Source organism: Bradyrhizobium sp. Kon56, assembly GCF_055807635.1.
This window is the reverse complement of the sequence record NZ_JBVVOU010000005.1, coordinates 25,615-47,118: the sequence shown is the minus strand read 5'-3', so window position 1 is coordinate 47,118 and position 21,504 is coordinate 25,615. Positions and strand designations below refer to the sequence as shown.

The following is a 21,504-nucleotide window of genomic DNA, read 5'->3' as shown; positions in this document are numbered from 1 at the left end:
GACGTAACCAGCCGCAAACCCACTGGAAATCGGGCATGACCGACCGCAAAAACGGCCTCACTTACGCCGATTCAGGCGTCGATATCGATGCGGGCAACCGCTTGGTCGACCTGATCAAGCCGATGGTGCGCGCCACCGCACGGCCCGGCGCCGACGCCGAAATCGGCGGATTCGGCGGCCTGTTCGATCTCAAGGCGGCCGGTTTCAAGGATCCCATCCTGGTGGCCGCGACCGATGGCGTCGGCACCAAGGTCAAGATCGCGATCGAGACCGGCCTGCATGGCGGGATCGGCATCGACCTCGTCGCCATGAGTGTCAACGACCTCGTGGTGCAGGGCGCCGAGCCGCTGTTCTTCCTCGACTATTTTGCCTGCGGGAAGCTCGATCCGGAGGCGACCGCGTCGATCGTCGCCGGTGTCGCCGAAGGCTGCCGCGAATCCGGCTGCGCCCTGATCGGTGGCGAGACGGCCGAGATGCCCGGCCTCTACAAAGACGGCGACTACGACCTCGGCGGCTTTGCCGTCGGCGCCGCGGAGCGGGGCACGCTCTTGCCGCGCAAGGACATCGCCGCCGGCGATGCCGTGATCGGGCTCGCTTCGTCGGGCGTGCACTCCAACGGTTTCTCGCTGGTGCGCAAGATCGTGGAACAATCCGGCCTCGGCTTCGGGGCGCAGGCGCCGTTTGCGCCCGTCATGACGCTGGGCGGCGCGTTGCTGACGCCGACGCGTCTCTACGTCAAATCCTGCCTGCGCGCGATCCGCGAGACCGGCGCGGTGAAGGGGCTTGCCCACATCACCGGCGGCGGCTTCACCGACAACATTCCGCGCGTGCTGCCGAAGCATCTCGGCGTCGGTATCGATCTGGCGCGCCTGCCAGTGCTGCCGGTGTTCAAATGGCTGGCCGCGCAGGCCGGCATCGCCGAGCTCGAAATGCTGCGGACCTTCAATTGTGGGATCGGCATGATCGCGATTGTCGAGCCGGACAAGGTCGAAGAGGTCGTGGAGATCTTCACTGACGCCGGTGAGACCGTGGCACAGCTCGGTAGCGTGATCCTGGCCGAGGGCGAGCACCGCGTCGTCTATAACGGCCATCTCGACCTGGCGCTGTAATGACCGGCGCTGTAATGAAACGCCGCGTCGCCATCCTGATTTCCGGCCGTGGCTCCAACATGGCTGCGCTGATCAAGGGCGCGGCCGCGCCGGATTTTCCGGCGGAGATTTCGCTCGTCATCTCGAACAAGGCCGATGCGCTGGGGCTGGAAAGGGCCAAAGCGAGCGGCGTGAAGACGCTGGTGATCGAAAGCAAGCCGTTCGGCAAGGACCGCGCCGGCTTCGAGAAGGTGCTGCAAGCAGCACTCGATCAGCACGGCATCGAGCTGATTTGCCTCGGCGGCTTCATGCGCCTGTTCACGGCCGAATTCACCAAGGCGTGGTACGGGCGGATGCTCAACATTCATCCCTCGCTGCTGCCGTCCTTCCCCGGTCTCGACCCGCACGGCCAGGCCTTGCGCGCCGGCGTCAAGCTGTCCGGCGCGACGGTGCACTTCGTGATCCCCGAGACCGACGCCGGCCCAATCGTGATGCAGGGCGCGGTTCCCGTCAGCGACCACGACACGGCGGACACGCTGTCGGAGCGTATCCTTGAAGTCGAGCACCGCATCTATCCCGCAGCACTGAGCCTGCTCGCGACCGGCAAGGTCCAGATCGAGGGCGATGTGTGCAAGACCGCGGGCAGCGGGCCGTCGGAGAATTTTCTGGTTTCGCCGTTGGTGCGGTGAAGCGCCGTCGCACTCGGAATACTTCTCATTCCAAACAAAAACCCCCGGCAGAGCCGGGGGCAACGTCATGATCTCTTGCGCAGACCGCGAGAGAAATCAGGAAACCTTGAGGTTCTCCGCGGATGCCTTGCCGCGGTTCTCCACGAGATCGTATTCAACCACCTGATTTTCATTGAGGGTCGAGAGTCCGGCGCGCTCGACGGCGGAGATGTGGACGAAGACGTCCTTGTCACTGCCGTTCGGCTTGATGAACCCATAGCCCTTGGTCGGGTTGAACCATTTGACGGTGCCCTTTTGCGGCATCCTCAGTCTCCTCCGCTAGATACAAAAACGACGCGGCCGCTTTTCGCGTGCCACGCCACAAACGGGCTTCCGGTAGTCTGTTCGAGTCTTGAGTCTCAATGTCGCGAAACGCACAGTCGAGCGGCCAATTCCGATTGTGTCTGATATTGCAACATGAAAATCGCCCGTTAGCAAGCCGCGCGCGAATTTCAAGACTTCGACCCGAGTGCCCGTCCGCAATTTGCGACCTGTGGCCGCGGAACCACAATCGGAAGCAATGCCTTTGCCGGGACGCGCCAGCCGGTTGACCCTCAGTAACAGTTCGGCACAAATCGCGGCACGCGTGCGCCGCTCCTGTTGCTTTTTTGCGCGCCGCCCTTTGCTTCAGGATTTGTCGCCATGTGCTGCATTTCGCAGCCCTCAGAGACACGGCAGGCGATCAGGCTGAACCGCGTCCGCTGGATCGCGGCTGCCGTGGCGTTTGCTCTCATCATGGTACTGTCGACGACATCAGGCTTTGCGCAGAGTCCCACGCCCACGCCGACCCCGACACCCACGCCGTCACCGACGCCGATTCCGATGCCAATTCCGATGCCGACCGCGACCAATTACGACCAGTCGGCCGGCAACAGCTCGCTCAATCTCGGCTCGAATTTCCTGGAGCGGCTCGGAAACCAGGCATCTGGCGGCGTCAACCGGGCGTTTCGGACCAATCCCGGCGGCGGCGGCGCGTCGGCGAGCACGGAAGACCCGCGCTACCGCACCTGGTTCGAGGGTTATGGCATCTCGGTCCGGACGGATGCGCAAGGAGACTTTGTCGGCGACAAGCGCAAGACGTTTGGCGGTGTCGCAGGCTTTGGCGCGCGGCTCGCGCCGGGTGTCAATCTCGGCTTCTCCGTCGACCAGAGCCACACCGATATCGACGTGCCGCTCGCACTTCAGTCCGCCACGCTGGATCTGACGCAACTCGGCTTCAGCGGCTCGGTCGACAAGGGCCCCTGGACCTGGGCCTTCGCGGTGGTGCACGGCTTCGGCAAGGTCCGCTCCAGCCGGGATACTGGCCTGGGACTTGCGACCGCGGGTTATCGCGCCGCAATCGACGGCGCGCTGACCGAGATCAGCTATTACTGGACCAAGGACCACATGCGCATCGTGCCCAAGGGCGCACTGGAATATGTCCGCGCCACCAGCGTCGCGTTCCAGGAGGTTGGCGGCCTCGATCCACTCAATGTCGGCTCGACGGCGCTCTCGCGCGCGCGCGTCATGATCGGAGCCGAGATCGGGCGCTACTTCATCTTCGACCAGAAGATCCTGGACCTGTCCGCCTACGGCAAGTTCGTCGACAATTTCTATCAGAACCTGGGATCGGTGCAGGTCAGCCTCGGGACCCAGAGCATCGTCGTGCCCGGCATCGGCGAGAGCCGCTACGGTACGGATGCAGGCGCCTCGGCCTCGCTCAGCCTGACCAACACGGCGCGGCTCTACGTCAACTACGACGGCAAGTTCCGCAACGAGCTGACGTCGCACCAGGGCACGGTCGGCTTCGAATATCGGTGGTGAAGCGAAGCCTGCCCGCGTCGGCCCAGAGGAGGATCCCGGAAAACTGCGAAGCGGTTTTACGAAAACATCATGCTCGAGCTTTAAGTCGGCATTGCCGCGACATAACCCGTCAATCCAAAGGCCGCGCGCGCGGCCGTCATCATCGGCGCCAGCGCGTTCGGGTGGATGAACTCGTCGCGGAAACAGGGATGGATCTTGGGATCGAAGATTTTCTTCAGCCAATCGACCACGATCTTGTGGCGCTCGGAGGCGCGGAACTCCTTATGATAGGTGAGCCAGAGATCGGCGTGGTGGCTGACGCCGAGATCGACGGCAACCAGCGGGGCGCCGAGCGCGATCGAAACCGTCGGCAGGAATCCGATGCCGGCGCCGCGCTCCACCGCATAGAGCACGCCGACCGAGGAGTTAGTCTTGATCCCGACGATGCCCTCGAGCGACTTCAGTCCGAGCACGCGGGCGTAGGCGCCGTCGTCGACCTGCGGGGCGCTCTGCTTGATGATGCGGTGGTTCTTCAGCTCGGCCAGGGTCGCGGGCACGCCGTAGAGGTTTTCGTACTCCTTGGAGACGAAGGGATAGATGTGCAGGCGGCCGAGCTTGGCGACGATCAGATCGGGATTGGTCGGCGGCTCGAGCTGGATCGCGATATCGGATTCGAGCCGCGCGACGTCGGCCTGTTCCATCGCGCAGCGCAGGTCGACGGTGATCTTGCGATAGGTTTTCTGGAAATCGATCAGTCGCGGCAGAATCCAGAAATTGCCGGGGCCTTCCGTCACCGCGACGCGCACGGTGCCTGACATATCGTTCGACGATCGCGAAGCACGCCGGAACACATTGAAGGCATGACGCTCCATGTGCGCGACGTCGGCGATCATCGCGCTGCCTTCGTCGCTGAGCGTGAGCCCGCTCTGGTCGCGCAGGAACAGCTTGCAGTCGATGCTCTCTTCGAGCCGGTCGATCCTGCGCATCAGGGTGGTGGAGGTGAGCCCGAGCTCCTCGGCGGCGTTGCGGAAGCTTTTATATTTTGCGCAAGCTAAAAACAGTTTCAAATCGTCCCAGGACATGTCCAGGGTTTCTTCACGGTGCTGCATCACCGCAGCACCCCGGTGCAAGAACTGCTGCATACGCCTGATCCCCAGCCGCTAAGCTCATCGCCATAGCGGGGCACGAAAGCCGCGAACGATAGAGGGGCGACATGAGTATGGAAAGGGGCTCGTTTGCCGCAAGGCATGATTTCGACGCGCTGCCGCTCAGTCCGGATGTCGACGTCCGTCGCGCCAAATTTTCCGAAATCGCCGCGCTTTCGCAGTTGGCGCACCGGCTGGTGCCGGGCGTTCGGATCGGGGCGACTGAGCTTGCAAAATATTTCGCCTTCGATCCCGAGAGCATCCTGACTTTCAGCCGGAAGGGCAACCTTGTCGGCGGCATGGCCTTCCTGTTTCTCAACGATCGCGGGCATGATGCGTTGCTGCTCGACGAGATCTGCCTCACCGCGCCGGAGACGCGCTATCTCGCGTCCGCGAAGGAAGACGTTTCCGCTATCTACATCTGGGCGATCGCGGCGACGGGGCGCGGCGTCGCCGGTCTCGGCAAGGCCGCGGCTCATCTTAGACAGCTAAGGTTTCGCAACGCGGATTGCTATGCGCAGCCGTCAACCGTGGCCGGCCGCGACATCATGAAAGCGACAGGCTTCGAGCCTGTTCCAAGCTTCCAACCCGACCTCTGGTGCTACGAGCGGCCCTGGCATCGGCAGCCGATGCGCATGCCGAGCGCGATCATCCAAGCAAGGAGTTTTGCAGATGCACGGTACTAGGATTCCTCTCGCCAAGCCCGATTCCCGCGCCATCACCATTCGCCTCGCGCGCGATCTCACCGATCTCATGCTGGTCACCTCGATCCGCTCAGCCGTCTATCTCGCCGAGCAGGATTGCCCGTTCGATGAAGAGTTCGACGGCAACGACATGGTCGCCGCGCATTTCATCGGCTATGTCGGCAACGAGCCTGCGGGCTGTCTGCGGGTGCGGTTCTTCGGCGATTTCGCCAAGGTGGAACGGCTTGCGGTGCGGCACCAATACCGGCGGTCGCGGGTCTCGTTCAAGCTGGTACAAGCGAGCGTCGACTATGTGAAGCGCAAGGGCTTTCGCAAGATCTACGGTCAGGCGCAGGACCGGCTGGTCGATTTCTGGGCCCATTTCGGCGCCAAGCCGCTTGGTCACAATCGCAAGATCACATTTTCCGACTTCTCCTACACAGAAATGCTGCTGGAGATCGAACCGGGCCCGGATGCCATTACGCTGGACAGCGATCCTTACGTGATCATCCGCCCCGAGGGCGATTGGGACCGGCCGGGCGTGCTCGACGCCTCGGCAGGACGGGCCGTGACGTCGCCGCTGCGGGACGTCGCGCTCGCTGGCCGTTGAAACTGGTGCAGCTGCGCGCAAAACCATGCTGGTTTCCATCACAGACGATCCGCCGATCCTGGTCTGCGCGGATCTCCAGGTCGAATATCTGACCCCCGGACGTCGCCACGTCATCCTCGACGGCGATGCCGCAACGGCGCGCTGCGTGGAACTGCTGACGTTCTGGCGCGACAATCTCTGGCCGGTGATGCATCTGAAGCGCATCGCGCAGGCGGCCTGGTTCAATCCGGCATCCAAGCTGACCGATTGGATCGCGGAGGCGAAGCCGCGGCCGGGAGAAATGACCTTCGAGCACCCGCTGCCGTCGGCCTACAGTTCGGCGCGGTTTGTGGACTACATGTCCAATATCCGCAATGTCCGTTGCGTGCTCGCGGGCTTTTCCCTGGACGAAACCGTCCTGGCCACCGCTATTGACGGGTTTCACCGCAGTCATCGCTTCCAGCTGGTGGCCGACGCGGTGGCCTGCCGGCAGCCGGGGACTGGCGATGCTGCCGCCTACAAGCATGCGGTAGTGAATGTGATCGGGAATTTTGCTACAATCCAGTCCAGCGCCGAACTGATCAGAACCAGCGGCGCCGTTGCGGTGTAGGCGGCCGCGATCGACGGATGGAGTGGGACATTGTCACGGGGAGATCAGCTCGAGGAGCTGGCAAGCGACCTGTCGCGTGCCGCCGAGGCGGCACGCCGTCTTGGTCTGCCAACGACGGTGTATCTGCTCTCGATGGCGCTGGTGGAGGTGCGGGAGGCCGCTGCCGCCGATAGCGATGGGAATGACGACGGTGCGGCGTGACAGCTGCCCGATGTGCGGCTTTGTGCAACGCAGCTGAGCGCTTCCTGCCGACGAATTGACGTTGCAAGTTTTGCGCGGTGGCAATAGCCAAGGAGCTGGATCATCGAGTGATGACGCTGGCCGCGCCGGCGACGTGACGCTTTCAAGGATTCCTGCAAATGTCCATGCTGCCCAATTCGCAAGAGGCCCGGGATGTGGCCTACCAGCTCCATCCCTACACCAACGCGCGCGCCCATCAGCAGGCCGGTCCCCTGGTGATCGAACGCGGCGAGGGGCCTTACGTGTTCGATGCGTCGGGCAAGCGCTATTTCGAGGCGATGGCAGGCCTGTGGAGCGTCGGACTCGGCTTCAACGAGAAGCGGCTGGTCGACGCCGCGCACAAGCAGATGCTGGCGCTGCCGTTCTATCACACGTTCTCCGCCAAATCGCACGGGCCCTCGATCGATCTCGCCGAGAAGCTGGTCGCGCTCGCGCCTGTTACGATGAGCAAGGTGTTCTTCACCAATTCCGGCTCGGAGGCCAACGACACTGTTCTGAAGTTGATTGCCTATCGTTCCAATGCGCTCGGCCAGCCACAGCGCAAGAAGGTGATCAGCCGGATGCGCGCCTATCACGGCGTCACCATCGCGTCCGCCAGCCTCACGGGGCTGCCGAACAACCACCGCTCTTTCGACTTGCCGCTCCCGAACATCCTGCACACGGGCTCGCCGCATTTCTACAAGGATGGCGCGCCCGGGGAGAGCGAGGAAGCGTTCGCGACGCGGCGGGCCGAGGAACTCGATGCGCTGATCCAGAAGGAAGGCCCGGACACGATCGCTGCGTTCTTCGGCGAGCCGGTGATGGGCGCGGGCGGCGTCATCGTGCCGCCGGCGACCTATTGGGACAAGATTCAGAAGGTGCTGAACAAGTACGACATCCTGTTGGTCGCCGACGAGGTCATCTGCGGCTTCGGCCGCACCGGCAAGATGTTCGGCTGCGAAACCTACGGCATCAAGCCCGACGCCATCGTGGTCTCCAAGCAGATCACCTCGAGCTATTTCCCGCTGTCGGCCATCATGATGAACGATCGCATGTTCGAACCGATCGCCGACGAGAGCAACAAGATCGGCGTGCTCGGCCACGGCTTCACCGCGGGCGGCCATCCGGTGGGCTCGGCGATTGCGCTCGAGAATTTGAAGATCATCGAGGAGTGGGGCCTGGTTGCGCACGCCGCCGAGCTCGGTGGCTACATGCAAGGCAAGCTGCGTGAACTCACCAGCCATCCACTGGTGGGCGAGGTCCGCGGTGTCGGCATGATCGCTGCGATCGAACTGGTGCTGGACAAGGCGCGCAAGACCGCAGCGGCAACGCCGGGCGCCGTCGGCGGCATGGCCAGCCGCATGCTGCAGGAGCGCGGCGTGATCTCGCGCAACATGCTCGATGCCATCGCCATCTGCCCGCCGCTGATCGTCACCAAGGCCCAGATCGACGAGCTGGTCGCGGCGATTTCAGGTGTGCTGGACGACATGAAGCCCGAAGTGGCGAAGCTGACGCCGGCGTAGGGGACGGCGCTTCACGCGTGAGCGTAGCGCTCTATCACACCCCCGATGTCGTCCTGGCCTAGTGCGCAATTGCGCACTAGGCCAGGACGACATCGGGGGGCATCGGGGCTATTCCGCTCGCTGAACCCCGATCACGCGGCCTTTCTCGACCGCCAGCGCCAGCTCGCCGCGCTTCAGTTTCAGGGCGGCCTCGCCGAACAGCTCGCGGCGCCAGCCGCGTAGCGCCGGCACGTCGGCCTCGTCGTCGGCCGCAATCTCCTCGAGATCGTCGACGGTCGCAATCACCTTGCTGGCGACCGCATGGCGCTCCGCGGTCATGCGCAGCAACACCTTCAACAGCTCGACGATCGCGGCGCCATTGTTATTGTTGCGCGGCTTTTCCAGCTTCGGCAGCGTGGCGTGATCGCGCGCCAGCCCGCGCTCGACAGCGGCGACGATGTCGGCGCCCCATTTGGATTTCTCAAAACCCTTCGGCACGGAGCGCAGGTTTGCGAGCTTCTCGATCGTGTTCGGCGCATGGGTCGCGATGTCGCTGACGGCCTCGTCGCGCAGCACGCGGCCTCGCGGCACGTCGCGGCTCTGCGCCTCCTGCTCGCGCCAGGCGGCGACCTCCATGAGGACCGCAAGGTCCTTGGGCTTGCGCACCCGCGTCTTGAGCCGTTCCCAGGCGCGCTCGGGATGGAAGTCGTAGGTCTTGGGCGAGGTCAGGACTTCCATCTCGATCGAGACCCATTCGCTGCGCCGGCGCTTTTTAAGGTCGGCATCGAGCGCTGCGAACACGTCGCGCAGATGCGTGACGTCGGACACGGCGTAGTGCATCTGCTCCTTGGTCAGCGGCCGGCGCGACCAGTCGGTGAAGCGGTGGGTCTTGTCCGGGCGGTGTCCGGTGACCTTCTCGACCAGGGCGTCGTAGGCGATGCTGTCGCCGTAGCCGAGCACCATGGCCGCGACCTGGGTATCGAACACCGGGTGCGGGATGATACCCGCCTGGTGCCAGATGATCTCGATGTCCTGGCGGGCGGCGTGGAACACCTTCAACACGCCCTCGTTGCCCATCAGCTCGAAGAACGGCTTGAGGTCGATGCCCTCGGCCAGGGTGTCGATGACGATCGCTTCCTCGGCGCTGGCCATCTGCACCACGCACAGCAGCGGGTAATAGGTGGTCTCGCGCAGGAACTCGGTATCGACGGTAATGACGGGGTGCTTGGCCAGCCGGCTGCAGGCAGCCGCAAGGTCAGCGGTGGTGGTAATCAAATCCATGAACGGCCCATGACAAGTCCATCAGCCGTTCTGCCGAAAGCGCTGTGATGTCAAGGGGCTCGAAGCGAATTCGAGCCTTGCATTTGGACCGGAATCGCATTTTCCGACGAAATCCTATTCGTAGCGGACCCGCCGGGAGGGTTTGCGCGCGCAGGGCAGTGCCACCACGACCACGCACATGGCGACCAGCGCCAGCCCCAGGAACTCGAAAACCAACAGATCCACGGCAAAATCCCCCAGCAACATTGCTAAACTTGTCGGGGGCGAATTGAGGGTCTGTTAATTCTCGTGGTTACCGGCGGCGGGTCGGGCCGGATGGTGGACGGGGGGTTAACGGCCGCGGCATGCTATGCAGGCGTCACGGCATCCGGCGTCAGGTCATGAGCTTCGGCAGGGCGGTCGCCAAGGCGTCCACGGCGGCGCGAACTTTCGGCGGCATCCGGGACGAGCGTGGCCAGAGCGCGTGACAGTCGTAGAGAAATCCCGGCTGACCGCTCAACAGAGTGACGAGTCTACCGGCGCGCAGGCGTTCGCGGACTAGCCAGTATGGCAGCCAGGCCAGTCCCATCCCCTGTGACGCGGCGTCCGCGATCGCGTCGAGATCGTCGAGCCTGAGCCTTCCCGCCGGCACGATTTCGCTCGGAGGCTGGCCCTCGCGGGGAAACAGCCACGGCCGGACGCGTCCGGAGCGGCGATAGATGATCGCCTGATGCTGGGCAAGATCGTCGAGCGATTTCGGCTTGCCGTTGGCGCGCAAGTACGAGCGCGTGCCGCACACCACCATGCGCTGGCTTGCGATGCGCCGCGTCATCAGGCCGGATTGATCGTGTAGATCGCCGGTCCGGATCGCAAGATCATAGCGGCCCTCGATGATGTCAGCGATCGGGTCGCCGAACGAGAGATCGAGCTCCAGATGGGGATATCGTCGCGCGAGCTTCATCAGCAAGGGGGCGATGCAGTGCCGGCCCAGCAGGGCGGGCATGGTCACGCGGAGCCGGCCACGCGGCTCGGACAATTCATCGGAAGCGACGGCGTCGGCGGCCACGGCTTCAGCGAGCACAGTGCGGCAGCGCTCGTAGTAGGCTTGGCCAGTCTCGGTCAGGCTCTGGCGCCGTGTGGTGCGGTTGAGGAGGCGGACGCCCAGGCGCTCCTCGAGGAAACGAACGTGCTTGCCGACCATTGGCCCCGACATTTCGAGCGCATCGGCGGCAGCGGCGAACGAGCCCACATCCACCGCCTTGACGAAGACGGCCATGCTGGTCAGGCGGTCCATGATTGCAAACTCCTGGTTTCGACTGTTCACCTCTCCGCACGCTTTATCCGGCGCCGCCCGGTTGGCATAGGTCCATTGAATTCAATTATTTTGGAGTGTGTTCATGGCGCGCGTCGTTCGCTTCCGCAGACATGGTGGCCCCGAGGTGCTGCGCATCGAGACCGTCGACGTCGCGCCGCCAGGGAGGCGCGAGGTGCAGATCAGGGTCAAGGCCCTCGGGCTCAATCGCGCGGAAGCGCTCTTGCGGAAGGGGACCTATATCGAGACCGCGACCTTTCCGTCCGGCCTCGGTCTCGAGGCCGCCGGCATCGTCGAGGCGATCGGCGAAGGCGTGAGCGGCTTCTCGCCGGGCGAGGTCGTCAGCATCGTGCCGCCCGTGTCGATGGTGCGATGGCCGGCTTATGGCGAGCTCGTCACGTTTCCGGCGGAGTTCGTCGTTAAGCACCCGCCCGAGCTCGGCTTCGACGCCGCGGCCGCGGTATGGATGCAATATCTGACGGCGTTCGGCGCTCTGGTCGATATTGCTGGGCTGGAGCGAGGGGAGTCCGTAGTCATCACCGCGGCGTCGAGTAGCGTCGGGCTTGCAGCGATTCAGATCGCGAACCGGATCGGTGCGATCCCGATTGCAGTGACGCGAACCTCGATCAAGCGGCAGGCCCTGCGCGATGCTGGCGCCGCCGACGTTATCGCCTCCGTGGAAGAGGACATCCGGTCACGGCTGCAGGACATTGTCGGCTCAAACGGCGTTCGCGTGGTGTTCGACGCGGTCGGCGGTCCCATATTTGGGCCGCTCACCGCCGCGATGTCGCCGGGTGGCGTTCTCATCGAATATGGCGGCCTGAGCCCAGAGCCAACGCCGTTTCCGCTGGTCAACGTCCTGACCAAGAGCCTGACGCTGCGCGGCTATCTCGTGCACGAGATCATCCGCGACCCCGCGCGGCTTGCTAACGCGAAGACCTTCATCCTCGACGGGCTGCGGGACGGTGCATTGCAACCGATCATCGCCAAAACGTTTCAGTTTGAGGAGATCGTCGAAGCGCATCGCTTTCTGGAGTCAAACGAGCAGTTCGGCAAGATCGTGGTAACGATCTGAGCGAATGATCGTCTTGAACAAACGGTTTCGGCACCCCGGCATCTGGATTATGCCTTCGGCTCGTCCACCGTGCGCACCGAGCTTGCCTCACGTCCCGCAGAACGTCTGCAGCACCCGCTGCTCCGGCAGCGGCGGATCGGCGTAGGCTGCATAGCCCGGCTGGCCCTCGAACGGTTTAGCCAGCACCTTCACGAATTCCTCGAACGGCGTGTAGTCGTCATCGTTGACCGCGGCCTGGATCACGGCCTCGACGCGGTGGTTGCGCGGGATGAACATCGGGTTGACGGCGTGCATGGCGGCTTGCCGTTCGGCTGCGGTTTGCGGCTCCAGCGCCGTGCGCTCGTGCCAGCGCCTGGCCCACTCGTCGAACGCCGCGGGGTCCATGAATTGCGCGCGTGCATCGCCAGCAGCCGGATCGCCAGCGGCGTCGCCGAGTTTGCGGAAGGTGAGGGTGAAGTCGGCCTGGTTCTTGGCCATGGCGTCCAGCAGGTCCTGGATCAGCGCGTCGTCGCCGTCGCGCTCCGTGAACAGGCCGATTTTCTTGCGCAGGCCCGCCTGATAGGCGTCGCTGAACGTGTCGGAGAAGGCGCCAAGAATGTCCTGGGCCTCGGCGACCGCCTTTTCCTGATCCTCGGAAAACAGCGGCAGCAGGCATTCGGCAAGCCGGGTCAGATTCCACAGCGCGATGCGCGGCTGGTTGGCATAGGCGTAGCGGCCCATCTCGTCGATCGAGGAAAACACTTGCGACGGATTGTAGGCGTCCATGAAGGCGCACGGACCGTAATCGATGGTCTCGCCTGATATCGATGAGTTGTCGGTGTTCATCACGCCGTGGATGAAGCCGACCAGCAGCCAGCGTGCGACCAGATCGGCCTGGCGTGCGACGACGCCACCGAGCAGCGCGTGATAGGGCCGCTCGGCGCCGAGCAGCTCCGGATAGTGCCTGGCGATGACGTGGTCGGCGAGCCGGCGAATGGCATCGGTGTCGCGGCGGACGGCGAAGAACTGGAAGGTGCCGACGCGGATATGGCTCGAGGCGACGCGGGTCAGGACCGCGCCGGGCAGCGCGGTCTCGCGGATGACGTGCTCGCCGGTGACGACGGCAGCGAGTGAGCGCGTGGTGGGGATGCCCAATGCGAACATCGCCTCGCTGACGATGTATTCGCGCAGCACCGGCCCGAGCGCGGCACGGCCGTCGCCGCGGCGGGAGAATGGGGTGGGACCGGAGCCCTTGAGCTGGATGTCGCGGCGGATGCCGTCCTTGTCGATGACCTCGCCGAGCAGGACCGCCCGTCCGTCGCCCAGCTGCGGAACGAATTGCCCGAACTGGTGGCCGGCATAGGCCATGGCGATCGGATCGGCGCCGGCGGGAACCGTCTTGCCGGCCAGGATTTCGGCGCCCTCAGGGGTTTCCAGCACATCAGGATCCAGCCCGAGCTGGACCGCCAGCGGCCGGTTCAGCTTGATCAGCCGGGGCGCTGCCACCGGCGTCGGTGCGACCCGGGCGAAAAAGCTGTCCGGCAGCGCCGAATAGGAGTTCTGGAACGGGAAATGGACTGTCATGGCCTCAAGATAGGCGTGGAACGCCTGATGGCAAAGGCTTGAGCCGAGATTGGGCAAAAATGGCCACTTCCAGCCGAAAACGGGCCGTTCCCTTGGTTGCCGCCCCCGTCCTGCCGAGGTAAACCCTGCCGCAACTTTGAACCTGCCGTTTCGGCGGTTCGATTCGATCCTCCGACATTGAATTTGGGACGACCATGCATCGCTACCGGTCACATACATGCGGCGCGCTCCGCGAGAGCAACATCGGGGAGACGGTCCGCCTTTCAGGCTGGGTCCATCGCGTTCGCGACCATGGCGGCGTGCTGTTCATCGACCTGCGCGACCATTACGGCCTGACCCAGTGCGTAGTCGATCCGGACTCGCCGGCGTTCTCGCAGGCCGAAAAGCTGCGTTCGGAATTCGTGGTGCGGATGGACGGTAAGGCCCGTCGCCGCCCCGAAGGCACCGACAATGACGATCTGCCGACTGGCAAGATCGAGATCTATGTCAGCGAGATCGAGGTGCTGGGCCCGGCCGGCGACCTGCCGCTCCCGGTGTTCGGCGACCAGGAATATCCTGAAGACATCCGCCTGAAGTACCGCTTCCTCGATCTGCGTCGCGAGAAGCTGCACCAGAACATCATGACGCGCGTCGAAATCATCAAGTCGATGCGTCGGCGCATGGAGGGGCAGGGCTTCTTCGAGTTCAACACGCCGATCCTGACCGCGTCCTCGCCGGAGGGCGCGCGCGACTTCCTGGTGCCGTCGCGCATTCATCCCGGCAAGTTCTATGCCCTGCCGCAGGCGCCGCAGCAGTACAAGCAGCTCTTGATGATGTCGGGCTTCGATCGCTACTTCCAGATCGCGCCCTGCTTCCGCGACGAGGATCCACGCGCGGATCGTCTGCCGGGCGAGTTCTACCAGCTCGACGTCGAGATGAGCTTTGTCACGCAGGACGATGTCTTCGCCGCGATGGAGCCTGTCATCACGGGTGTGTTCGAGGAGTTTGCCAAGGGCAAGCCGGTGACCAAGGGCTGGCGCCGGATTCCGTTCGCGGAAGCCTTGCGCAAATACGGCAGCGACAAGCCGGACCTGCGCAACCCGATCGAGATGCAGGACGTCTCCGAACACTTCCGCGGCTCCGGCTTCAAGGTGTTCGCGCGCATGTTGGAGGACCCCAAGAACCAGGTCTGGGCGATCCCGGCGCCGGGTGGCGGCTCGCGCGCCTTCTGCGACCGCATGAACTCCTGGGCGCAGGGCGAAGGTCAGCCCGGCCTCGGCTACATCATGTGGCGCGAGGGCGGCGAAGGTGCCGGTCCGCTTGCCAACAACATCGGTGCTGAGCGCACCGCCGCGATCCGCGCGCAGATCGGCGTGAAGGAAGGCGACGCCGCCTTCTTCGTCGCCGGCGATCCCGACAAGTTCTGGAAATTTTCAGGGTTGGCCCGCAACAAGGTCGGCGAGGAGTTGAACCTCACCGACAAGGAGCGGTTCGAGCTGGCCTGGATCGTCGACTTCCCGATGTACGAGTACAACGACGAGGACAAGAAGGTCGACTTCTCGCACAACCCGTTCTCGATGCCGCAGGGCGGTCTCGATGCCTTGAAGGGCCAGGACCCGCTGACCATCAAGGCGTTCCAGTACGACATCACCTGTAACGGCTACGAGATCGCCTCGGGTGGCATCCGCAACCACCTGCCGGAAGCGATGGTGAAGGCGTTCGAGATCGCCGGCTATGGCGAGCAGGAAGTCGTCGATCGCTTCGGCGGCATGTACCGCGCCTTCCAGTACGGCGCCCCGCCGCATGGCGGCATGGCCGCCGGTGTCGACCGCATCGTCATGCTCTTGTGCGGCACCAACAATCTGCGCGAGGTCTCGCTGTTCCCGATGAACCAGCAGGCCATGGACCTCCTGATGGGCGCACCGTCGGAGCCCAGCCCCAAGCAGCTCCGCGAGCTGCACGTGAAGGTGAGCCTGCCGCAGAAGTGAGGCTGTCTCCACAGCGTCATTGCGAGCGAAGCGAAGCAATCCAAAATCTTTCCGCGGAGTGACTCTGGATTGCTTTGCTTCGCTCGCAATGACGGGGAGGGATTTTCGCCGGTCCAACTGCCATCCCCGCGCGCAGCGTCGTTCCCTACAGCCCCGTCGACGCCTCGATCCTGAACTGCGCAAGCGCGCTCTGTGGGTCGGTTTGCAAGAGCTGCATCAATTGCATCAGCGGTCCCTTGGCGCGCGGGGACAGCTTGATGGAAAGCGTCTGGCTCGGCGTCTCGACGAAGCGGGCGATCGCGTCCACGGCCGCGTTCGCATCCGGATTGGCGGAAGCAACTTGCTCGCGTTTAGCCTTGATGCTTTCGACGAGCGCCTGGCGTGCGGTATCGCGGCTGACATTCTGCATGCGCGCGAACTGCGCCGCGACGAGATCGATGACGCCGCTGTCGCGCAATGAGAATTCGAGCGTGCCCGCCTCGATCCGGGCCGCCTGGCCCATGAGCTGGGCCGGATCGGCCGAAAACACCTCGCGTGGTACGTTGCCGAGCGCCATACGCAGTTGCGCTCTTGCGATGCCTCCGATGTCGAGGGTCGCGGGCGTCAGAGCGAAGCTGTTGGACTGTTCGGTCCAGGCAGCGCCGAGATCGAGGTCGATCGCGAGCTTGTCGATCCCGCTGGCAATCAATGGAAGCTGTTTTGGACCGGATGGATCGGCTGGCGTGACAAATTTGGCAACCACATGCGCCTTGCTCGGGATCGAGCCGACCAGCTGCCCCCAGTCCAGGCTCAGTGTGTCGATCATGACCAGCTTATTGGTGGTCTTGAACGGCGCCGTCACGCCCTTGATCTCCGCGCCTGCGAGCACGCCGAACAGCCCGAGCATCTGATCCGGCGAGGGCGCCCGCCCGGCAGTGGTGAGGCTTGCTGCCCAGCGCATCAAACTCGCCGTGCTGAAGGACTTCAGCGCAAAGCGCTCCATCTTGAACTGTCCCTGCGGAGACGGCGCGTCGACGCCTTCGACCGCGAACTCGCCGTCGCGAAATCGGATGGCACCAACCGTGGCCGTTCCTTGCGGCGTGCCGACCGACATCTTGCCGATTTCGGCCTTACCGATGCGAAGACCCTCATAAACTCCGGCGAGCTTCTCCAGCAGCTCGCGTGCCTGCGCCGGAGTCGGCGGGGCCGATTGATCCCGTGGCAGCGCGGCAAATATCTCGGCCAGCCGGAATTGCGACGGCTGGACGGCGATGTCTTCCATGGTGAACCCGTCGACATCCACTCGCATCCCCTGTGCCGATTTGAGCGCATAGGGGCCCGTCGAGACCTGCCGATAGACCCGGCGATAGCTGTCGTCGCTGGCCGTCTGCGGATCGAGCGCGGCGATGATCGCGGTCGCGTCGAAATCGTTGACGATGATGTTCGACGATTCACCCGTCAGCTTGTCCGTCTTGCCGGGTTGCTTCACGTCGACCGAGATCACGGCGCGGTCCGACTTCATCCCGTCGATCTTGCCGTGCTTTAGGTTCTGGATCGCCAGTCCGGAATAGGTGACCTCGCCGCTGCCGGCGGCGCGGGAATCGAAGCTGATCGTGAGGGTCGGAGCCGTGAGCGACGATGCAGCGACACTCGCATATTGGCCGAGCACGTAGCGGTACATATCGACCAGCGAGCTGTCCGCCGGCACCTGACCCGCCTGAACAGGACCGGCATAGTCGCGCATGACCAGGTGCGGGATCTTGTACGCGACCTTCAGCTTGGCAGCGCCGATCTGGTCCAGCGTAACCTCGAGCCCGGTGATGTCGACGGCGTCGGCCGAGATCCTTGTTTCGTCGATCTGGCGAACGCCCGTGCCCTTGATGGCGGCGATCCTGATCTGCGCCTGCGGTGCCTTGCCCGGCGTAACCGCGATGTCCTCGATCGTGAGGGTGCGCGTGGGCAGATCGAAGGCGATCTTGCCGTAGCTAGCCTTGCCGCCTTGCTTGCGGATTTGCTCGAACGCGGTCTCCACCTCGGCGGTGACGCGATGTTTTGCGTAGAAGCTGAAGCCCAACCATCCGCCCGCCGCCACCACGGCCACGACGATGAAGCCGATCAGGATTCGCTTCATTCCCAGCTCCAGTTGCTCGCGTTGCAGCACGCAACCTGCCATATTCGCAAAGCAACGCGCGGTCCAGAGAAAGCGAGCGCTATCAGATATTTGACCGCGCGGCCTGTTGATGGGGCCGCAATCGGATGTTGCCACCGGGCCGCCCGACGTGCTTCATCCCGTTTCCATGACCCGGAAATACCACCCGAAGGCGGGCCGGTCAGGACAACGTAGTTTGAGGCCGGTAACGCGAGGCAAGACACCGCATGTCGTCCTATTCTGATGATCTCCACCAGGCGGCGCTGGCCTATCATCGGCTGCCGCGCCCCGGAAAGCTCGAGATCCAGGCGAGCAAGCCGCTCGCCAACCAGCGCGACCTCGCGCTGGCCTATTCCCCCGGCGTCGCCGCCGCCTGCATGGAGATCGCCAAGAACCCCGCGGAAGCGGCGACGCTGACGATACGCTCCAATCTGGTTGCCGTGGTTTCGAACGGCACCGCCGTGCTCGGCCTCGGCAATATCGGCCCGCTGGCCTCGAAGCCGGTGATGGAGGGCAAGGCGGTCCTGTTCAAGAAATTCGCCGGCATTGACGTGTTCGACATCGAGATCGCGGCCGACACCATCGAACGCGTGGTCGAGACCGTGGCCGCGCTCGAGCCGACCTTCGGCGGCATCAATCTCGAGGACATCCGCGGACCGGAATGCTTCGAGATCGAGGCGCAGCTCAAGGAGCGCATGAAGATCCCGGTCTTTCACGACGACCAGCACGGCACCGCGATCATCGTCGCCGCCGCGATCACCAACGGTCTGCGCCTGAACGGCAAGAACCTGTCGGACGTCAAGATCGTCGCATCGGGGGCAGGGGCCGCAGCGCTTGCGACACTGAACCTGCTGGTGTCGATGGGGGCGCAGCGCAAGAACATCTGGGTCTGCGACATCGACGGCCTTGTTCACGAAGGCCGCAACACCACGATGGACCGCTGGAAGGCGGTCTATGCGCAGAAGACCGACAAGCGCACGCTCGCCGACGTCATCGGCGGCGCCGACATCTTTATCGGCCTCTCCGCACCGGGCGTGCTCAAGCCCGAGATGGCCAAGGCGATGGGCGACAAGCCGCTCATCATGGCGCTCGCGAATCCGACGCCGGAGATCATGCCGGAGGAGGCGCGCAAAGCCCGTCCCGACGCCATGATCTGCACTGGCCGCTCCGACTATCCGAACCAGGTCAACAACGTCCTGTGCTTTCCCTTCATCTTCCGTGGCGCGCTCGATGTCGGCGCCACCGCGATCAACGAGGAGATGAAGCACGCCGCCGTCGAGGCCATCGCGCAGCTCGCGCGCGAGGCGCCGTCCGATGCGGTCGCGCAAGGCTTCGATACCGGCGAGACGCAAGGGTTTGGCCCGGGCTCGCTGATCCCGAGTCCCTTTGATCCGAGATTGATCCTGCGCATCGCGCCGGCGGTGGCGAAGGCCGCGATGGAATCGGGCGTTGCGACCCGGCCCATCACCAATTTCGACGAGTACACCGCGTTGCTCGAGCGCTTCGCCTTCCGCTCCGGCCTCGTCATGAAGCCGATGTTCGCCAAGGCCAAGACCCAACCGGTGCGCGTGATCTACGCCGAAGGCGAGGATGAGCGCGTGCTGCGCGCCACCCAGGTGGTGCTGGAAGAGAAGCTGGCGATGCCGATCCTGGTGGGACGTCCGTCGGTGGTCGAGGCCCGCATCGAGCGCTTCGGCCTGTCTATCAAGGCCGGCAGGGACTTCGACCTGGTCAATCCCGAGGACGATCCGCGCTACCGCTCCTACGTGCAGTCCTATGGCGAGGTCGCCGGCCGCCGCGGCGTGACGCCGGATGCGGCGCGCACGGTGGTGCGCACCAATAACACCGTCATCGCGGCGCTCGCGGTGGTGCGCGGAGAGGCGGACGCCATGCTCTGCGGCGTCGAGGGCCGCTACATGAGCCATCTGCGCCATGTTCGCGAGATCGTCGGGTTCACCCCGGGAATCAGCGACTATGCGGCGCTGGCGCTGCTGATCACGAGCAAGGGCGCCTTCTTCATCGCCGACACCCAGGTGCGGCCCAATCCGAGCGCCGAAGAGCTCGCCGAGATCGCCTCGCTCGCGGCGGTCCACGTCCAACGCTTCAACATCAAGCCGAAGATCGCCTTCGTCTCGCATTCGGATTTCGGCAGCTACGACACGGAATCCTCGCGCAAGATGCGCCGGGCGACCCAGCTCCTGAAGGAGAAGCATCCGGAACTCGAGGCCGACGGCGAGATGCAAGGCGACACCGCGCTCTCGGCCGCCGCGCGCAAAATGGTGCTGCCGCACTCCAAGCTCGAGGGCGAAGCCAACATCATGATCATGCCAAGCCTCGACACCGCCAACGTCGCTTATCAGATGATCAAGTCGCTGGCGGACGCGCTCCCCGTCGGGCCGATCCTGATCGGCCCGGCGCGCCCGGCTCACATCCTCACCCCGTCGGTAACGGCGCGCGGCATCCTCAACATGACCGCAGTGGCTGTGGTGGAAGCGCAGGAGCGCGCGTCGCGGCAGCAGCCGACGTTGTTTACGTAGGCCGCTGCGTGGCCTTCCCCTCTCCCCTTGTGAGAGAGGGTGGCTCGCCGCGGAGCGGCGAGACGGGTGAGGGGTTGCTTCCGCGCGCACATTTCTCACGGTTGAATTGCAGAGCGCGACCCCTCATCCGGCGCTTCGCGCCACCTTCTCCCGCGAGGAGAGAAGGTGCAGTGCCGGGCCACCAACTTTGAATTGCTCGCAGTTAGCCATTTCCCCGTTTGTAAACCGGCGAATGTATCTTCATAATCGCGAAGTGCTTTCGCGAGAATTCAAAAGCCTGAGCAAAGAGGCCGATCATGCCAGCGTTCGTAACTTTCGGGCGGATCCTGTTCGCCGTGCTGTTCATCTACACGGGTGCGGCAAGACTGTTTGCCATGCAGGCGACCGTTGATTTCATCGCCGCCAAGGTCGTGATGCCCGACATGATCGCGCCTTACGCCAAGCAGATCGAGACGGCGACGGCCATGACCACGCCGCAACTGCTGGCGATCGCAGTCGGCGTGCTCGAGATCATCGCAGGCGTGATGATCGCGCTGAATTTCGGCGCGCGCTTCTTCGCGATGCTGATGATTATCTATGTCGCGGTCGCGACCTTCCTGTTCTACGACTTCTGGAACCAGGTGCCGCCTGACAACGGCAAGATGCTGGTCGACGCGCTCAAGAACCTGTCGATCATCGGCGCCCTGTTCATGATCATGGGCTACGGGCGCGCCACGCGTCCGGCCGAAGCGGCCTACGGGGACGTATAAAGGTTAAGCCACTACGTCCTGCGCCATGGCGTCACCGTCACGTCATGCGCGGCGTCGAGCAGATACGGCGCGCCCGGCTTCATCCCGTGTGAGGCCAGCACCTCCTGAGGCGTGCGCCCCGGTACTTCGACAAAACAGCCCTCGCCGCGGGGCAGCCGAAGGTGCGGGGCTTCCGACAGCCAGAACGTATCGTAGCGATCCATGAACATGTCGAACACGACGGGGCCGCCGATGATTGCGACGGTGCCGGAAGCGACATCGGCGAACGCACAGGCGTCCTCAAAGCTGGTGTGAGCCGGATTCCACAAGGTCGCGTTCGGCATCTCGGGATCGACGGTCAGAGTCTGGATCTTGCGGGTCAGGATCAGGCGCTTGCGCTTGGGTGAATTCGGCTGCTGCTCATGCGAGTGACGGCCGTGCACGATCAGCGCGGCGCGATCGAGCGCCTGCTCGAAGAACAGCTTGTCGCCTTCGAACTTCAGGCTGTCGGGCATGACATGGTCGGCGTCCGCGAGCATGCCGTCCGCGGAGACGATGACGTAGCCTTCGATCCGAAAGGACAAGGGC

The 21,504-nt window shown here is 64.1% G+C and carries 19 protein-coding genes; 12 read left to right on the top strand and 7 right to left on the bottom strand.

All coding sequences use genetic code 11. The features are described 5' to 3' along the window. Window positions 1-35 precede the first annotated feature (35 nt). Window positions 36-1,109: a phosphoribosylformylglycinamidine cyclo-ligase gene (purM, locus tag AC0L3B_RS09890; RefSeq protein ID WP_018456277.1), complete on the top strand. Its 1,074-nt coding sequence runs from the start codon at window positions 36-38 to the stop codon at window positions 1,107-1,109. Window positions 1,110-1,123: 14 nt separating this feature from the next. Beyond that, window positions 1,124-1,777 carry a phosphoribosylglycinamide formyltransferase gene (gene purN / locus AC0L3B_RS09885; RefSeq protein ID WP_204511004.1) on the top strand — a complete coding sequence of 218 codons (654 nt, stop codon included), beginning with the start codon at window positions 1,124-1,126 and terminating at the stop codon, window positions 1,775-1,777. Between the two features lie 96 nt (window positions 1,778-1,873). On the opposite strand, the gene AC0L3B_RS09880 is transcribed toward purN, so the two are convergent. Further along, the gene (locus tag AC0L3B_RS09880) at window positions 1,874-2,080 is read right to left on the bottom strand and encodes a cold-shock protein (RefSeq protein WP_007591938.1); all 207 of its coding nucleotides are present in this window, start codon (window positions 2,078-2,080) and stop codon (window positions 1,874-1,876) included. Between the two features lie 378 nt (window positions 2,081-2,458). Here AC0L3B_RS09880 and AC0L3B_RS09875 point away from each other — a divergent pair, with 378 nt between their 5' ends. Further along, window positions 2,459-3,619 carry an autotransporter outer membrane beta-barrel domain-containing protein gene (locus AC0L3B_RS09875; RefSeq protein ID WP_085352948.1) on the top strand — a complete coding sequence of 387 codons (1,161 nt, stop codon included), beginning with the start codon at window positions 2,459-2,461 and terminating at the stop codon, window positions 3,617-3,619. Between the two features lie 80 nt (window positions 3,620-3,699). On the opposite strand, the gene AC0L3B_RS09870 is transcribed toward AC0L3B_RS09875, so the two are convergent. Then, window positions 3,700-4,740, bottom strand: coding sequence for a LysR family transcriptional regulator (locus tag AC0L3B_RS09870; protein WP_473380340.1), 1,041 nt, complete (start codon window positions 4,738-4,740; stop codon window positions 3,700-3,702). 71 nt (window positions 4,741-4,811) lie between these two features. Between AC0L3B_RS09870 and AC0L3B_RS09865 the strand changes: the two genes are divergently transcribed. The 5 genes from AC0L3B_RS09865 (at window position 4,812) to AC0L3B_RS09845 (ending at window position 8,367) form a co-directional block, all read left to right on the top strand. Further along, window positions 4,812-5,429, top strand: a complete 618-nt coding sequence (locus AC0L3B_RS09865; RefSeq protein WP_026233132.1) for a hypothetical protein — start codon at window positions 4,812-4,814, stop codon at window positions 5,427-5,429. Next, on the top strand, window positions 5,416-6,036 hold the full coding sequence (locus AC0L3B_RS09860; protein WP_018456283.1) for a GNAT family N-acetyltransferase: 621 nt from the start codon (window positions 5,416-5,418) through the stop codon (window positions 6,034-6,036). The genes AC0L3B_RS09865 and AC0L3B_RS09860 overlap by 14 nt, the downstream gene beginning before the upstream one ends. Window positions 6,037-6,061: 25 nt before the next feature. Further along, window positions 6,062-6,625 carry an isochorismatase family protein gene (locus AC0L3B_RS09855; RefSeq protein WP_368508177.1) on the top strand — a complete coding sequence of 188 codons (564 nt, stop codon included), beginning with the start codon at window positions 6,062-6,064 and terminating at the stop codon, window positions 6,623-6,625. A gap of 30 nt (window positions 6,626-6,655) precedes the next feature. Continuing rightward, entirely contained in the window at window positions 6,656-6,826 is a 171-nt protein-coding gene (locus AC0L3B_RS09850) for a hypothetical protein (protein ID WP_007609402.1), read from the top strand. A 158-nt stretch (window positions 6,827-6,984) separates the two neighbouring features. After that, window positions 6,985-8,367: an aspartate aminotransferase family protein gene (locus AC0L3B_RS09845; protein ID WP_473380339.1), complete on the top strand. Its 1,383-nt coding sequence runs from the start codon at window positions 6,985-6,987 to the stop codon at window positions 8,365-8,367. 108 nt (window positions 8,368-8,475) lie between these two features. Here the strand turns inward: AC0L3B_RS09845 and rnd are convergent, their stop codons facing one another. Continuing rightward, entirely contained in the window at window positions 8,476-9,627 is a 1,152-nt protein-coding gene (rnd, locus tag AC0L3B_RS09840) for a ribonuclease D (RefSeq protein ID WP_018456286.1), read from the bottom strand. A 373-nt stretch (window positions 9,628-10,000) separates the two neighbouring features. Further along, entirely contained in the window at window positions 10,001-10,900 is a 900-nt protein-coding gene (locus AC0L3B_RS09835) for a LysR family transcriptional regulator (RefSeq protein ID WP_018456288.1), read from the bottom strand. A gap of 103 nt (window positions 10,901-11,003) precedes the next feature. Here AC0L3B_RS09835 and AC0L3B_RS09830 point away from each other — a divergent pair, with 103 nt between their 5' ends. After that, window positions 11,004-11,993 (top strand): zinc-dependent alcohol dehydrogenase family protein, encoded by a 990-nt coding sequence (locus tag AC0L3B_RS09830; RefSeq protein WP_018456289.1) that lies wholly within the window; start codon window positions 11,004-11,006, stop codon window positions 11,991-11,993. An 87-nt stretch (window positions 11,994-12,080) separates the two neighbouring features. On the opposite strand, the gene AC0L3B_RS09825 is transcribed toward AC0L3B_RS09830, so the two are convergent. Beyond that, a complete protein-coding gene (locus AC0L3B_RS09825; RefSeq protein WP_473380338.1) occupies window positions 12,081-13,556 on the bottom strand; it encodes a protein adenylyltransferase SelO in 1,476 nt (491 codons plus the stop codon). Window positions 13,557-13,750: 194 nt separating this feature from the next. Between AC0L3B_RS09825 and aspS the strand changes: the two genes are divergently transcribed. Further along, window positions 13,751-15,523, top strand: a complete 1,773-nt coding sequence (gene aspS, locus AC0L3B_RS09820) for an aspartate--tRNA ligase (protein ID WP_473380337.1) — start codon at window positions 13,751-13,753, stop codon at window positions 15,521-15,523. 145 nt (window positions 15,524-15,668) lie between these two features. On the opposite strand, the gene AC0L3B_RS09815 is transcribed toward aspS, so the two are convergent. Beyond that, window positions 15,669-17,633: a hypothetical protein gene (locus AC0L3B_RS09815; RefSeq protein WP_473380336.1), complete on the bottom strand. Its 1,965-nt coding sequence runs from the start codon at window positions 17,631-17,633 to the stop codon at window positions 15,669-15,671. A gap of 245 nt (window positions 17,634-17,878) precedes the next feature. Between AC0L3B_RS09815 and AC0L3B_RS09810 the strand changes: the two genes are divergently transcribed. Then, window positions 17,879-20,188: an NADP-dependent malic enzyme gene (locus AC0L3B_RS09810; protein ID WP_018456292.1), complete on the top strand. Its 2,310-nt coding sequence runs from the start codon at window positions 17,879-17,881 to the stop codon at window positions 20,186-20,188. Window positions 20,189-20,484: 296 nt separating this feature from the next. Further along, a complete protein-coding gene (locus AC0L3B_RS09805; protein WP_018456294.1) occupies window positions 20,485-20,937 on the top strand; it encodes a DoxX family protein in 453 nt (150 codons plus the stop codon). Between the two features lie 11 nt (window positions 20,938-20,948). Here AC0L3B_RS09805 and AC0L3B_RS09800 read toward each other — a convergent pair whose 3' ends face one another. Continuing rightward, the gene (locus tag AC0L3B_RS09800) at window positions 20,949-21,500 is read right to left on the bottom strand and encodes a dihydrofolate reductase family protein (protein WP_018456295.1); all 552 of its coding nucleotides are present in this window, start codon (window positions 21,498-21,500) and stop codon (window positions 20,949-20,951) included. Window positions 21,501-21,504: the final 4 nt, after the last annotated feature.

Bases quoted from the DNA above. Each gene is read 5' to 3' on its own strand.
- purM (WP_018456277.1), top strand. From the start codon at position 36: ATGACCGACCGCAAAAACGGCCTCACTTACGCCGATTCAGGCGTCGAT.
- purN (WP_204511004.1), top strand. From the start codon at position 1,124: ATGAAACGCCGCGTCGCCATCCTGATTTCCGGCCGTGGCTCCAACATG.
- AC0L3B_RS09880 (WP_007591938.1), bottom strand. From the start codon at position 2,080: ATGCCGCAAAAGGGCACCGTCAAATGGTTCAACCCGACCAAGGGCTAT.
- AC0L3B_RS09875 (WP_085352948.1), top strand. From the start codon at position 2,459: ATGTGCTGCATTTCGCAGCCCTCAGAGACACGGCAGGCGATCAGGCTG.
- AC0L3B_RS09870 (WP_473380340.1), bottom strand. From the start codon at position 4,740: ATGCAGCAGTTCTTGCACCGGGGTGCTGCGGTGATGCAGCACCGTGAA.
- AC0L3B_RS09865 (WP_026233132.1), top strand. From the start codon at position 4,812: ATGAGTATGGAAAGGGGCTCGTTTGCCGCAAGGCATGATTTCGACGCG.
- AC0L3B_RS09860 (WP_018456283.1), top strand. From the start codon at position 5,416: ATGCACGGTACTAGGATTCCTCTCGCCAAGCCCGATTCCCGCGCCATC.
- AC0L3B_RS09855 (WP_368508177.1), top strand. From the start codon at position 6,062: ATGCTGGTTTCCATCACAGACGATCCGCCGATCCTGGTCTGCGCGGAT.
- AC0L3B_RS09845 (WP_473380339.1), top strand. From the start codon at position 6,985: ATGTCCATGCTGCCCAATTCGCAAGAGGCCCGGGATGTGGCCTACCAG.
- rnd (WP_018456286.1), bottom strand. From the start codon at position 9,627: ATGGATTTGATTACCACCACCGCTGACCTTGCGGCTGCCTGCAGCCGG.
- AC0L3B_RS09835 (WP_018456288.1), bottom strand. From the start codon at position 10,900: ATGGACCGCCTGACCAGCATGGCCGTCTTCGTCAAGGCGGTGGATGTG.
- AC0L3B_RS09830 (WP_018456289.1), top strand. From the start codon at position 11,004: ATGGCGCGCGTCGTTCGCTTCCGCAGACATGGTGGCCCCGAGGTGCTG.
- AC0L3B_RS09825 (WP_473380338.1), bottom strand. From the start codon at position 13,556: ATGACAGTCCATTTCCCGTTCCAGAACTCCTATTCGGCGCTGCCGGAC.
- aspS (WP_473380337.1), top strand. From the start codon at position 13,751: ATGCATCGCTACCGGTCACATACATGCGGCGCGCTCCGCGAGAGCAAC.
- AC0L3B_RS09815 (WP_473380336.1), bottom strand. From the start codon at position 17,633: ATGAAGCGAATCCTGATCGGCTTCATCGTCGTGGCCGTGGTGGCGGCG.
- AC0L3B_RS09810 (WP_018456292.1), top strand. From the start codon at position 17,879: ATGTCGTCCTATTCTGATGATCTCCACCAGGCGGCGCTGGCCTATCAT.
- AC0L3B_RS09805 (WP_018456294.1), top strand. From the start codon at position 20,485: ATGCCAGCGTTCGTAACTTTCGGGCGGATCCTGTTCGCCGTGCTGTTC.